This is a genomic window from Streptomyces sp. NPDC090106 (genome assembly GCF_044747265.1).
GTDB lineage: Bacteria > Actinomycetota > Actinomycetes > Streptomycetales > Streptomycetaceae > Streptomyces.
This window is the reverse complement of the sequence record NZ_JBIVDS010000006.1, coordinates 337608-349884: the sequence shown is the minus strand read 5'-3', so window position 1 is coordinate 349884 and position 12277 is coordinate 337608. Positions and strand designations below refer to the sequence as shown.

Below are 12277 nucleotides of genomic sequence, written 5' to 3'. Positions count from 1 at the left end.
CACTCCGGCCGCGGGGTCCCGGTCCTCGTCCTCGGGGTGCGCGTCAGCGGCGCGCCTTGCGGACCTCCGGGCGGGGCGGGCGGATGAACTGGAGGGTGAGGGTGGCCGGGGGGTCGGCGAGACCGGGGCCGCCGGCGGCGAGCCAGGCCAGGACGTCGTCGGTGCAGGCGTCGTCGCCGGACCAGCCGATCCAGGTGGCCCGGCCGCCGCGCCGGCGGCCCTCGGCGGAGGGCTGGACGACGAGGACGTTCGCCTGGTCGCAGGGGCCGAGGCAGTCGGTGGTGCGGACGGCGATCAGGCCGCCGGACTCCGCGGCGGCGGCGCGCAGCCGGTCGAGCTGCCAGGTGTGATCGACGTCGGGGTGCTTGCGCGCGTCGCCGCAGCAGCAGCCCCGGCACACGACGAGGGTGCAGGGGCGTGCCCCCGCGGCCCCGAACACGACCCGGCTGCCCATGCGTTCCACTCCCCGCCCGCCCGTTGTCATCGACCAAGATCGTACGTGTGCCGCAAGGTTTCGCACACCTGACGAAACCATTGACGCGCACATGACCCACCCTTACCTTCTGACCGGAATCACGAACTTCGTTCGAAATTACGGACAGGGACGGTCTCGTATGCCTCGGACTCACCCCCGCTCACTGCTGCTCTGCGTGCTCGCCGTGCTGCTCGCGCTCCTGTCGGCCACCCAGCCGGCGCACGCCGCCGAGGGGCGCCCGTACACCAATCCGCTGAAGTCCTACAAGGGCGCCGATCCCTGGCTGGAGTACCACGACGGCAACTACTACCTGATCACCACGACGTTCACCGGCGTCCTCGGCATCCGCAAGTCACCGACGCTGGCGGGCCTTTCGACCGCGCCCAACGTGCAGGTGTGGTCGGACACGACCTCGACGCGCAACACCAACATCTGGGCGCCGGAGCTGCACTTCCTCAACGGCCGCTGGTACGTCTACTACTCCGCCGGGCCGAGCGGGACGGCCTGCTGCGACTCCCAGCGCACCCATGTGCTGGAGAGTTCCGGCACCGACCCCATGGGCCCCTACACCTACAAGGGGTCGCTGACCGGCTCCAACCTCACCCCGGGCGGCTGGCTGATCGACGCGACGGTGCTGGAGCACTCGGGCAGCCTGTACCTGGTCGGCAGCGGTTTCATCAACGGCAGTACGCAGAGCCTGGTGATCGCGCCGATGAGCAACCCGTACACGCTCTCCAGCTCCGCCTTCACCGTCATCTCCAGCCCCACGGCGAGCTGGGAGACCTCGGGCGCCCCCGTCAACGAGGCCCCGGAGCCGCTGTATCACAACGGCCGGACGTTCCTGACCTTCTCGGCGAGCTACTGCCAGACGGCCGACTACAAGCTGGGGATGCTGGAGCTGACCGGCAGCAACCCGCTCAACGCCTCCTCCTGGACCAAGAGTTCGTCCCCCGTGTTCCAGCGCAGTGACGCAGGCGGCGTCTACGGGCCGGGCCACAACGGGTTCTTCAGCTCACCGGACGGCACCGAGAACTGGATCGTCTACCACGCCAACTCCTCGTCCTCCGGCGGCTGCGGCAACGGACGCACCACCCGCGCCCAGAAGTTCACCTGGAACTCCGACGGCACCCCGAACTTCGGCACCCCCGTCGCCCTCGGCACCACCCTCGCGGGCCCGGCGGGCGAGACCGCGGCGACCCCGACGTCGTACACGCTCGTCAACCGCAACAGCGGCAAGTGCCTGGACGTGAGCGGCGGGGGCACCGCCGACGGCACCAACATCTTCCAGTGGACGTGCACCGGCGGCAGCAACCAGAAGTGGCGTCTGGAGGACCTCGGCGACGACACCAACCGGCTGGTGAACGTGGCGACCGGCAAGGTCGCGGACGTGGCCGACTGTTCGAGCGCGGACGGGGCGGACATCCGCCAGTGGTCGTGGCTGAACAACACGTGCCAGCGGTTCCGGCTGGTGTTCACGGCCACCGGCGACTACGTCCGGATCGTCAACGAGGCCACCGGCAAGGTCGCCGACGTGACCGACTGCGGCACCGCCGACGGCACCGACGTACGCCAGTGGACCTGGCTGAACAACACCTGCCAGCAGTGGCGCCTCGTCCCCACCACGTGACCTGTTCTGGAGAACTCCCTTGAGACGTATAGCCCTTCGGCTGCTGACGGCCGCGCTGGCCGCCGTCCTGATCTGCGTCGGCGTGCCCGCCCAGGCCGCCGTCCCGGACTCCCCCGCCGTCACCTACACCAACCCGATCGCGGCCCAGCGGGCCGACCCGCACATCTTCAAGCACACCGACGGCTACTACTACTTCACCGCGACCGTCCCCGAGTACGACCGGATCGTGCTGCGCCGGGCGACGACCATCCAGGGCCTGTCCACGGCGGCCGAGACGACCATCTGGACCAAGCACTCCAGCGGGATCATGGGCGCGCACATCTGGGCGCCGGAGATCCACTCCATCGACGGCAAGTGGTACGTCTACTTCGCCGCCGGGTCGACCAGTGACGTGTGGGCGATCCGGATGTACGTCCTGGAGGGCACCGGTGCCAACCCGCTGACGGCGACCTGGACCGAGAAGGGCCAGATCACCACCACCTGGGAGAGCTTCTCCCTGGACGCGACGACCTTCGTGGTCAACGGGGTGCGCTATCTGGCGTGGGCGCAGCGCAACCCGTCGGAGGACAACAACACCAGCCTGTTCCTCGCGAAGATGTCCAACCCCTGGACGATCAGCGGGACTCCGGTCGAGCTGTCGCAGCCGACGCTGTCGTGGGAGACGGTCGGGTACAAGGTCAACGAGGGCCCGGCGGTGATCCAGCACGGCGGGAAGGTCTTCATGACCTACTCCGCCTCGGCCACGGACGCCAACTACTGCCTGGGGATGCTGACCGCGTCCGCGACGGCCGACCTCACGAGCGCCTCGTCCTGGACGAAGAGCGCGACCCCGGTGTTCCAGTCGAGCGCGGCGACCTCGCAGTACGGTCCGGGCCACAACTCCTTCACCACGTCCGAGGACGGCAAGTCGGACATCCTCGTCTACCACGACCGCAGCTACAAGGACATCAGCGGCGACCCGCTGAACGACCCCAACCGCCGTACCCGGGTGCAGAAGGTCTACTGGAAGTCCGACGGCACCCCCGACTTCGGCATCCCGGTCGCCGACGGCGTCACCCCGCAGCGCCTCTCGTCGTACAACTACCCGGACCGGTTCATCCGCCACTGGGAGTACCGGGCGAAGATCGAGGCGAACGTGTCCCCGCTCGCGGACTCCCAGTTCCGGGTGGTGACGGGCCTCGCGGGCACCGGCACGGTCTCGCTGGAGTCGGCCAACTACCCCGGCTACTACCTGCGTCACAAGAACTTCGAGGTGTGGGTGGAGAAGAACGACGGGACGGCCGCCTTCGCCTCCGACGCCAGCTTCTACCAGCGCTCCGGGCTCGCCGACTCGGCCGGGATCTCCTACGAGTCGTACAACTACGCGGGCCGCTACATACGCCACTCCAACTACCTGCTGTACGTCCAGGCGGTGAGCACGACGGCCGCGCAGGCAGACGCGACCTTCTACGCCCAGTAGCACCGCCCTCCCGCACACCGACGGCTCGGCCGGCCGCACCCGGTCGGGCCGTCGGCGCATGAGGACCGGCGCGTCAGGACCGGCACGTCAGGGCCCGCGCGCCCCGGGGGGGGGGGAACGGGCCGTCCCACCGGGAAGTCTGTGAGCCGTCCGGGATGGCGCCGCTGACCTGCCTCACTTCCTTAGGATCCTCCCGTGGTCACCTTCCTCATCGAACGCACGGCCCCGCTCCCCCTCGACGAGGCCTGGCGCCGTCTGACGCACTGGCCCCGCCACGGCGAGGTCGTCCCCCTGACCCGTGTCACGGTGCTGACCCCGGGCCCGACGGACGTGGGCACGGTGTTCGTGGCCCGTACCGGCGCGGGCCGGACCGGCTTCGACGACCGCATGGAGATCACCGTGTGGCAGCCGCCCACCGACACCGCCCCCGGCCTCTGCCGCCTGGAGAAGCGGGGCCGGGTGGTGACCGGCTGGGCCGAGATCACGGTCGCCCCGGGGCCGGGCGGACGCAGCCGTGTGGTGTGGCGCGAGGAACTGGGCTTCCGCTTCCTGCCGTCGGCGGTCGACCCGGTGGTGCGGGGGACTTCACGCCAGGTGTTCGGCCGCGCGGTGAACCGGCTGCTGAGGACGCCGTGAGCGGGCGCGCCCCGACCGACCCCACCGCCCCGGCCGACGCGGGCGGACGGGCGTGACCGGGGCGCCGGCCCCGGGGCCGGACGGGATCGAGGCGCTGGCCGCGGACGGGCTGCGGTGGCTGCTGTCGGTCGCCCGGGACACCGGGGACGGCGGGCTCGGCTGGCCGGTGAGGCCCTCGGACGCCGAGGTCGATCCGATGCTCTACAACGGCACCGCCGGGGTGGTCCCGGTGCTCCTGGAGGCGTGGCGGCACTTCGGTGACGACTCCTACGGCGACGCGGCCGTGCGCGCGGCCCGCCTGCTGGCCGATTCCGTCGGGACCTGGGAGGACGACTCCCTCTACTTCGGCCGCACCGGAATGGCCCTCGTCCTGCGCGCCGTCCACGACGGCCTCGGCGACAGCGCCGCGGGCACCGCCGCCGACCGGGCCCTGGACCTGGTGCGCGCCCGCTTCGACGGAACGCGGTGGGGCGAACTGTTCGAGCTGATGGGCGGCAACGCGGGGATCGGCCTCGGCGCGCTGCTGGCCGGGGCGGACGACCTCGCCGTCCGGGCGGTGGAGCCGTACGCGCGGACCGCCGAGCCGACCGCGGCCGGGATCCAGTGGGCGTTCCGGCCCGGGGTGAGCGGGCGGATGCACCACATGTCGCACGGCACGCTCGGCATCGTGTACGGCCTGGCGGCGGTCGGGCACGCGGCCGGCCGCGCGGACCTGGTCGATCTCGCCCTGGCCGGTGCCGCGGGCGTCGTGGCGCGCGACGAGGCCGGGCCCGAGGGGTTCCTCGTCCCGCACTCCGACCCGCCCCACCGTTCCGACCTGACCGCCCGCCACAACTACGGCTGGTGTCACGGCCCCGCGGGTGACGCGCAGCTCTTCCGGCTGCTGCGCGACCTGCACGGCGACCCGGGCTGGACGGCGCTGGCCGACCGCTGCTGGCACACCGTCACGCACTCGGGCCTGCCGCGGCGGCTGCGGCCGGGGTTCTGGGACAACAACGGCCGCTGCTGCGGCACCGCGGGCGTGCTGGCCCTGGCGGGCGACCGGATCGCCGAGCGGGGCGAGTCCCCCGCGTTCGCCGGTGTCCTCGTCGCCGACCTGGCCGGGCGTGCCGTGCGCGACGCGGACGGCGCCCGCTGGTCGAACGTCGAGCACCGCGCGGACCCGGGCGCCCTCGAACCGGAGACCGGATGGGCCATGGGCAACGCGGGCATCGTCCGTGAACTCCTGCGCCACACACGGCTGCTGAGGGGCGGCGACCCGGCGTACGCCTTCGCGTGGCCCGACCAGCCGGCGCCGACGCCGTCGCCGCCCTAGGGGCCGCACCCCCTAGGCGACCGAGCCGATCCGTCGTGTCCGCGCGTCCAGCGACGTCACGTCGTGGTGGATCGGGGTGTGCGCCCCGGTCAGCGAGACCCCGGTGCCGCCGCGCCGGTCGGCGACGATCTCCGCTGCGATCGACAGGGCCGTCTCCTCCGGGGTGCGGGCGCCGAGGTCGAGGCCGATCGGGGACCGCAGCCGGGCCAGCTCGATCTCGGTGACGCCGACTTCGCGCAGGCGTGCGTTGCGGTCCAGGTGGGTGCGGCGGGAGCCCATCGCGCCGACGTAGGCGACCGGCAGCCGCAGCGCGAGCCGCAGCAGCGGCACGTCGAACTTGGCGTCGTGGGTGAGCACGCACAGCACCGTCCGGCCGTCGACCTCCGTCCGCTCCAGATAGCGGTGCGGCCAGTCGACGACGATCTCGTCGGCCTCCGGGAAGCGGGCCGCGGTGGCGAACACGGGGCGGGCGTCGCAGACGGTCACCCGGTAGCCGAGGAACCTGCCGACCCGGACCAGCGCGGAGGCGAAGTCGATCGCCCCGAAGACGATCATCCGGGGCGCCGGGACCGAGGACTCCACCAGGACCGTGAGCGGTGCTCCGCACCGGGAGCCCTGCTCACCGATCTCCAGCGTGCCGGTCCGCCCCGCGTCCAGGAACGCGCCCGCCTCCGCCACCACCGTACGGTCCAGCTCGGGGTGGGCCCCGAACCCTCCGTCGTGGGAGCCGTCCGGCCGGACCAGCACCGCCCGGCCCACCAGCTCGGCCGGGCCCGACACGATCCGGGCCAGCGCCGCCGCCGCACCGGCGCGCGCGGCGGCCAGCCCGGCGGCGACCACCTCCCGCACCGGGTCGCCGGCCCGCACGGGCGTGACCAGGATGTCGATGATCCCGCCGCACGTCAGACCGACCGCGAACGCGTCGTCGTCGCTGTAGCCGAACCGCTCCAGCACGCTCTCGCCGTCGGCGAGGGCCTGCCGGCACAGCTCGTACACCGCGCCCTCCACGCACCCGCCGGAGACCGAGCCGATCGCCGTTCCCCCGGCGTCCACCGCGAGCGCGGCGCCGGGCTGACGAGGAGCGCTGCCGCCCACGGCCACCACGGTGGCCACGGCGAAGTCACGCCCCTGCTCGACCCACCGGTCCAGCTCCTCGGCGATGTCCAGCATCTCTCGGTCTCCTCACGGACGGCGTACGGGCGAGGCGGGGGGCGGCTAGTGCACGCCCATCCAGCTCTCGATGGGATGGAGGGCGAAGTAGACGAAGAAGATCACCGTGAGCGCCCACATGAACGCGCCGATCTCCCGCGCCTTGCCCTGTGCGGTCTTGATGGCCACGTACGAGATGACGCCCGCGGCGACACCCGCCGTGATCGAGTACGTGAACGGCATGACGACGACGGTCAGGAAGACGGGGATCGCGGTCGCCCGGTCCGCCCAGTCCACATGGCGCGCGTTCATCATCATCATCGCGCCGATGACGACCAGGGCCGCCGCGGCGACCTCGCCCGGCACGATCGCGGTGAGCGGGGTGAAGAAGAGGCAGGCGGCGAAGAACAGGCCGGTGATCACCGAGGACAGGCCGGTGCGGGCGCCCTCGCCGACGCCGGTCGCGGACTCGACGAACACGGTCTGGCCCGAGGCGCCGGAGACGCCGCCGATCGCGCCGCCCGCGCCGTCGATGAACAGCGCCTTGGACAGGCCGGGCATCCGGCCCTGGTCGTCCGCCAGCTTCGCCTCCGTGCCGACGCCGATGATCGTCGCCATCGCGTCGAAGAACCCGGCGAGGACCAGCGTGAAGACGATCATGCCGACGGTCATCGCGCCGACCTCGCCCCAGCCGCCGAACTCGACGTCGCCGAAGAGCGAGAAGTCGGGCATCGAGACGGCGCTGCCGTGGAGTTCGGGGGCGCCGCTCGCCCACTGCTTCGGGTCGACGACACCGAGGGCGTTGAGGACGACGGCGAGGACCGTGCCGCCGACGATGCCGATCAGGATCGCGCCGGGCACTCCGCGGGCCTGGAGCATGAAGACGGCCAGCAGGGTCACCGCGAACAACAGGACGGGCCAGCCCGCGAGTTCACCGGCCGGGCCGAGGGTCACCGGGGTGCCCTCGCCCTGGTGGACGAAGCCGGCCTTGTAGAAGCCGATCAGGGCGACGAAGAGGCCGATGCCCATGGTGATGGCGTGCTTGAGGGCCAGCGGGATCGCGTTCATGATCATCTCGCGGAGGCCGGTGACGACCAGCAGCATGATGACCACGCCGTACATCACGCACATGCCCATCGCCTGCGGCCAGGTCATCTGCGGGGCGACCTGCGAGGACAGCACGCCGGAGACGGAGAGCCCGGCGGCCAGGGCGAGCGGCACCTTGCCGACGAAGCCCATCAGCAGCGTGCTGAGAGCGGCGGCGAAGGCGGTCGCGGTGATCAGCGCCTTCTGGCCGAGCGTGTCCCCTGCCGCGTCCTTGCCGGACAGGATCAGGGGGTTGAGCAGGAGGATGTACGCCATCGCCATGAAGGTGGTGACGCCGCCGCGCACCTCGCGCGCGACGCTCGATCCTCGCCGGGATATGTGGAAGTACCGGTCGAGCCAGGACCGTCCGGCGGGGACACGGGTTCCTTCGCCCGCGTCCTCGGCGACGCTCCTCGGCTCAAGGGACTGCTGGGTCATGTGGGCCTACTCCCAAGGTTCACAGGGGCACCCGCGCGTCGCCTGCGGCGAGTTCACGGGATTTGGGGAGGTGCGACCCGGGGGACGGCCCGAGACGGACAGGAGACCCGGGGGGAGACGGCACAGGTGCTGTGCACACCGTCCCCCCGGGGCTTTCGGTTGCTCGACCCCGGTGGGGTCAGGCCGTTCCGGTGAGGTGTTCCGGCCGGACCGGCGTGCGGTCGAGCTCCAGCCCGGTCGCCGCCCGGATCGCCGCGAGGACGGCCGGGGTGGACGACAGGGTGGGGGCCTCGCCGATGCCGCGGAGCCCGTAGGGGGCGTGGTCGTCGGCGAGTTCGAGCACGTCGACCGGGATGGTCGGCGTGTCGAGGATCGTGGGGATCAGGTAGTCGGTGAAGGAGGGGTTCCTGACCTTCGCCGTCTTCGGGTCGACGATGATCTCCTCCATCACCGCGACGCCCAGGCCCTGGGTCGTGCCGCCCTGGATCTGGCCGATCACGGAGAGCGGGTTGAGCGCCTTGCCGACGTCCTGGGCGCAGGCCAGTTCGACGACCTTGACCAGGCCGAGCTCGGTGTCGACCTCGACGACGGCGCGGTGCGCGGCGAAGGAGTACTGGACATGGCCGAAGCCCTGTCCGGTGCGCAGGTCGAAGGGCTCGGTGGGGCGGTGCCGCCACTCGGCCTCCACCTCGACCGTCTCGTCCTCCAGGACGTCCACGAGGTCGGCGAGGACCTCGCCGCCGTCGGTGACGACCTTGCCGCCCTCCAGGAGGAGTTCGGCGGTGGCCCAGGCGGGATGGTAGGAGCCGAACCGGCGCCGGCCGATCTCCAGGACCTTCTCCCGCACCAGCTCGCAGGAGTTCTTGACGGCGCCGCCGGTGACGTAGGTCTGCCGGGAGGCCGAGGTCGAACCGGCGCTGCCCACCTGGGTGTCGGCCGGATGGATCGTCACCTGGGCGACACCGAGTTCGGTGCGGGCGATCTGCGCGTGGACGGTGACGCCGCCCTGGCCGACCTCCGCCATCGCCGTGTGGACGGTGGCGACGGCCTCGCCGCCGACGACCTCCATGCGGACCTTGGCGGTCGAGTAGTCGTCGAAGCCCTCGGAGAAGCCGACGTTCTTGATGCCGACCGCGTAGCCGACCCCGCGGACGACGCCCTCGCCGTGGGTGGTGTTGGACAGACCGCCGGGCAGCTGGCGCACGTCGGCGCCCTCGCTGGACTCCCACTGGCGCTCCGGCGGCATCGGCATCGCCTTGACGCGGCGCAGGAGCTCGGCGACCGGGGCGGGCGAGTCGACGGGCTGCCCGGTCGGCAGGAGGGTGCCCTGCTCCATGGCGTTGAGCTGCCGGAACTCGACCGGGTCCATGCCCAGTTCGGCCGCCAGCTTGTCCATCTGGGCCTCGTAGGCGAAGCACGCCTGGACCGCGCCGAAGCCGCGCATCGCGCCGCAGGGCGGGTTGTTGGTGTAGAGGGCGATGGCCTCGATGTCGACGTCCTCGACGACATAGGGGCCCACGCTCAGCGAGGAGGCGTTGCCGACGACCGCCGGGGAGGCCGACGCGTAGGCGCCGCCGTCCAGGACGATCCGGCACTTGAGGTGGGTCAGCTTGCCGTCGCGGGTGGCCCCGTGCTCGTAGTGGAGCTTCGCCGGATGACGGTGGACGTGGCCGAAGAAGGACTCGAAACGGTTGTAGACGATCTTGACGGGTTTGCCGGTGCGCAGCGCGAGGAGGCAGGCGTGGATCTGCATCGAGAGGTCCTCGCGACCGCCGAACGCGCCGCCGACACCGGACAGCGTCATGCGGACCTTGTCCTCGGGCAGGCCGAGGACGGGGGCGATCTGGCGCAGGTCGCTGTGCAGCCACTGGGTGGCGATGTAGAGGTGGACGCCGCCGTCCTCCTCCGGCACGGCGAGGCCGGACTCGGGGCCGAGGAAGGCCTGGTCCTGCATGCCGAAGGTGTACTCGCCCTCGACGATGACGTCCGCGCGCCGGCGGGCCGCCTCCACGTCGCCGCGCACGATCGGCTGACGGTGCACGATGTTGGGGTGCGGGACGTGGCCGATGTGGTGGTCGTCGCGGCCCTCGTGGACGAGGATCGCGCCGGGCGCGGTCGCGGAGGCCTCGTCGGTGATGACGGGCAGTTCGCGGTACTCGACGTGGATCTTCGCGGCGGCGCGGCGCGCGGTCTCGGGGTGGTCGGCGGCGACGAGGGCGACGGGCTCGCCGTGGTGGCGGACCTTGCCGTGCGCGAGGACCGGGGTGTCCTGGATCTCCAGGCCGTAGTTCTTCATCGCGGCCGGCAGGTCGTCGTAGGTCAGGACGGCGTACACGCCGGGCAGGGCGAGGGCCTCGGAGATGTCGATGGAGACGATCTCGGCGTGCGCGACGGTGGAGCGCAGGATCTGGCCCCAGAGCATGTCCTCGTGCCACATGTCGGAGGAGTACGCGAACTCGCCGGTGACCTTGAGGGTGCCGTCGGGGCGGAGCGTGGACTCGCCGATGCCGCCCTTGGTCTGCGAACCCTGGGTGATCTGGGTGGGAGCGCCGTTGGTGGGCATCGGCTCAGACCGCCTCTCCCTGCCGGGCGGCCGCGAGGCGGACCGCGTCCATGATCTTCTCGTAGCCCGTGCAGCGGCACAGGTTGCCCGACAGGGCCTCGCGGATGTCCGCGTCGGTCGGGTTGGGGTTGCGTTCGAGCATCTCGTCGGCGGCGACCAGCAGACCGGGGGTGCAGAAGCCGCACTGGACGGCGCCCGCGTCGATGAACGCCTGCTGGATCGGGGCGAGTTCGGTGCCCTCACCGGTCTGCGAGTCCTGGCCCTTGGCGGCCCACTGCCGGGCTTCGTCCAGCGAGGTGCCGCACCCGGTGCCGCAGGAGCGCTGCTGGGCGAAGTCGGCGAGCCCTTCGACGGTGACGATCTCTCGGCCCTCGGCCTGTCCGGCGGCGACCAGGCAGGAGCAGACCGGAACGCCGTCGAGGCGGACGGTGCAGGAGCCGCACTCGCCCTGTTCGCAGGCGTTCTTGGAGCCGGGCAGGCCCATGCGCTCGCGCAGGACGTAGAGGAGGGACTCGCCCTCCCAGACGTCGTCGGCCTCCTGCGGACGGCCGTTGACAGTGAAGTGGACGCGCATCAGGCGACTCCCTCCGTGCGGGCGGCGCTGCCGCGGTACGACTCCCAGGTCCAGGTCAGGGTGCGGCGGGCCATGACGGCGACCGCGTGGCGGCGGTAGCTCGCCGTGCCCCGGACGTCGTCGATCGGGTTGCAGGCGGCGGCGCACAGGTCCGCGAACCGCTTGGCGACCGACGGCGTGACGATCTTGCCGTTGTCCCAGAAGCCGCCCTCTTCCAGCGCGGCGTCCAGGAACTCCTCGGCGGCCTTGGCGCGCACCGGGGTGGGCGCGGCCGAGCCGATGCCGGTGCGCACGGTGCGGGTCTCGGGGTGGAGGGCGAGACCGAAGGCGCACACGGCGATGACCATGGCGTTGCGGGTGCCGACCTTGGAGTACTGCTGCGGTCCGTCGGCCTTCTTCACGTGGACCGCGCGGATCAGTTCGTCGGGCTGGAGCGCGTTGCGCTTCACGCCGGTGTAGAACGCGTCGATCGGGATGAGCCGGGTGCCGCGCTCGGCGGAGGCGACCTCGACCTCGGCGCCCGCGGCGAGGAGGGCGGGGTGCGCGTCCCCGGCCGGGGAGGCGGTGCCGAGGTTGCCGCCGACGCCGCCGCGGTTGCGGATCTGCGGGGAGGCGACCGTGTGCGAGGCGAGGGCGAGGCCCGGCAGCTCGGCACGCAGGTTCTCCATGATCCGCGTGTACGGGACGGAGGCTCCGAGCCGCACGCTGTCCTGGCCCACCTCCCACTCGTACAGGTCGCCGATGCGGTTGAGGTCGAGCAGGTGCTCGGGCCGCCGGTGGTCGAAGTTGATCTCGACCATCACATCGGTGCCACCCGCGATGGGCACAGCGGTGGGATGCGCTGCCTTCGCGGCGAGCGCCTCCTCCCAGCTGGCGGGGCGAAGGAAGTCCATGACCGGCTCTCTTCTTCGTCTCTTGGGTCGTACGGAACGAGCCAGATCGGGTGCGGTGGGAC

General features: G+C 71.9%; 10 protein-coding genes. 4 read left to right on the top strand and 6 right to left on the bottom strand.

Annotated features, from left to right (window positions below; all coding sequences use genetic code 11):
* Nucleotides 1–43: 43 nt before the first annotated feature.
* Nucleotides 44–454, bottom strand: coding sequence for a (2Fe-2S) ferredoxin domain-containing protein (locus tag ACIPSE_RS21665; protein WP_401664725.1), 411 nt, complete (start codon nucleotides 452–454; stop codon nucleotides 44–46).
* 160 nt (nucleotides 455–614) lie between these two features.
* Between ACIPSE_RS21665 and ACIPSE_RS21660 the strand changes: the two genes are divergently transcribed.
* The 4 genes from ACIPSE_RS21660 (at nucleotide 615) to ACIPSE_RS21645 (ending at nucleotide 5512) form a co-directional block, all read left to right on the top strand.
* The gene (locus ACIPSE_RS21660) at nucleotides 615–2102 is read left to right on the top strand and encodes a family 43 glycosylhydrolase (protein WP_401664723.1); all 1488 of its coding nucleotides are present in this window, start codon (nucleotides 615–617) and stop codon (nucleotides 2100–2102) included.
* Nucleotides 2103–2121: 19 nt separating this feature from the next.
* Nucleotides 2122–3561 (top strand): family 43 glycosylhydrolase, encoded by a 1440-nt coding sequence (locus ACIPSE_RS21655; RefSeq protein WP_401664722.1) that lies wholly within the window; start codon nucleotides 2122–2124, stop codon nucleotides 3559–3561.
* 195 nt (nucleotides 3562–3756) lie between these two features.
* Nucleotides 3757–4197, top strand: a complete 441-nt coding sequence (locus tag ACIPSE_RS21650; protein WP_401664720.1) for an SRPBCC family protein — start codon at nucleotides 3757–3759, stop codon at nucleotides 4195–4197.
* Nucleotides 4198–4249: 52 nt separating this feature from the next.
* Nucleotides 4250–5512: a lanthionine synthetase LanC family protein gene (locus tag ACIPSE_RS21645; RefSeq protein ID WP_401664718.1), complete on the top strand. Its 1263-nt coding sequence runs from the start codon at nucleotides 4250–4252 to the stop codon at nucleotides 5510–5512.
* Nucleotides 5513–5524: 12 nt separating this feature from the next.
* Here ACIPSE_RS21645 and ACIPSE_RS21640 read toward each other — a convergent pair whose 3' ends face one another.
* From ACIPSE_RS21640 to ACIPSE_RS21620, 5 genes are all read right to left on the bottom strand, one after another.
* On the bottom strand, nucleotides 5525–6682 hold the full coding sequence (locus ACIPSE_RS21640) for an XdhC family protein (protein WP_401664717.1): 1158 nt from the start codon (nucleotides 6680–6682) through the stop codon (nucleotides 5525–5527).
* A 45-nt stretch (nucleotides 6683–6727) separates the two neighbouring features.
* Nucleotides 6728–8185, bottom strand: coding sequence for an NCS2 family permease (locus ACIPSE_RS21635; RefSeq protein ID WP_401664716.1), 1458 nt, complete (start codon nucleotides 8183–8185; stop codon nucleotides 6728–6730).
* Between the two features lie 178 nt (nucleotides 8186–8363).
* Nucleotides 8364–10748, bottom strand: coding sequence for a xanthine dehydrogenase family protein molybdopterin-binding subunit (locus ACIPSE_RS21630; RefSeq protein ID WP_401664715.1), 2385 nt, complete (start codon nucleotides 10746–10748; stop codon nucleotides 8364–8366).
* A 4-nt stretch (nucleotides 10749–10752) separates the two neighbouring features.
* Nucleotides 10753–11322 carry a (2Fe-2S)-binding protein gene (locus ACIPSE_RS21625; protein WP_401664714.1) on the bottom strand — a complete coding sequence of 190 codons (570 nt, stop codon included), beginning with the start codon at nucleotides 11320–11322 and terminating at the stop codon, nucleotides 10753–10755.
* The gene (locus tag ACIPSE_RS21620) at nucleotides 11322–12215 is read right to left on the bottom strand and encodes an FAD binding domain-containing protein (protein ID WP_401664713.1); all 894 of its coding nucleotides are present in this window, start codon (nucleotides 12213–12215) and stop codon (nucleotides 11322–11324) included. Before ACIPSE_RS21620 ends, ACIPSE_RS21625 begins: the two co-directional genes overlap by 1 nt.
* Between the last annotated feature and the right edge of the window lie 62 nt (nucleotides 12216–12277).

Bases quoted from the DNA above. Each gene is read 5' to 3' on its own strand.
- ACIPSE_RS21665 (WP_401664725.1), bottom strand. From the start codon at position 454: ATGGGCAGCCGGGTCGTGTTCGGGGCCGCGGGGGCACGCCCCTGCACC.
- ACIPSE_RS21660 (WP_401664723.1), top strand. From the start codon at position 615: ATGCCTCGGACTCACCCCCGCTCACTGCTGCTCTGCGTGCTCGCCGTG.
- ACIPSE_RS21640 (WP_401664717.1), bottom strand. From the start codon at position 6,682: ATGCTGGACATCGCCGAGGAGCTGGACCGGTGGGTCGAGCAGGGGCGT.
- ACIPSE_RS21635 (WP_401664716.1), bottom strand. From the start codon at position 8,185: ATGACCCAGCAGTCCCTTGAGCCGAGGAGCGTCGCCGAGGACGCGGGC.
- ACIPSE_RS21630 (WP_401664715.1), bottom strand. From the start codon at position 10,748: ATGCCCACCAACGGCGCTCCCACCCAGATCACCCAGGGTTCGCAGACC.
- ACIPSE_RS21625 (WP_401664714.1), bottom strand. From the start codon at position 11,322: ATGCGCGTCCACTTCACTGTCAACGGCCGTCCGCAGGAGGCCGACGAC.
- ACIPSE_RS21620 (WP_401664713.1), bottom strand. From the start codon at position 12,215: ATGGACTTCCTTCGCCCCGCCAGCTGGGAGGAGGCGCTCGCCGCGAAG.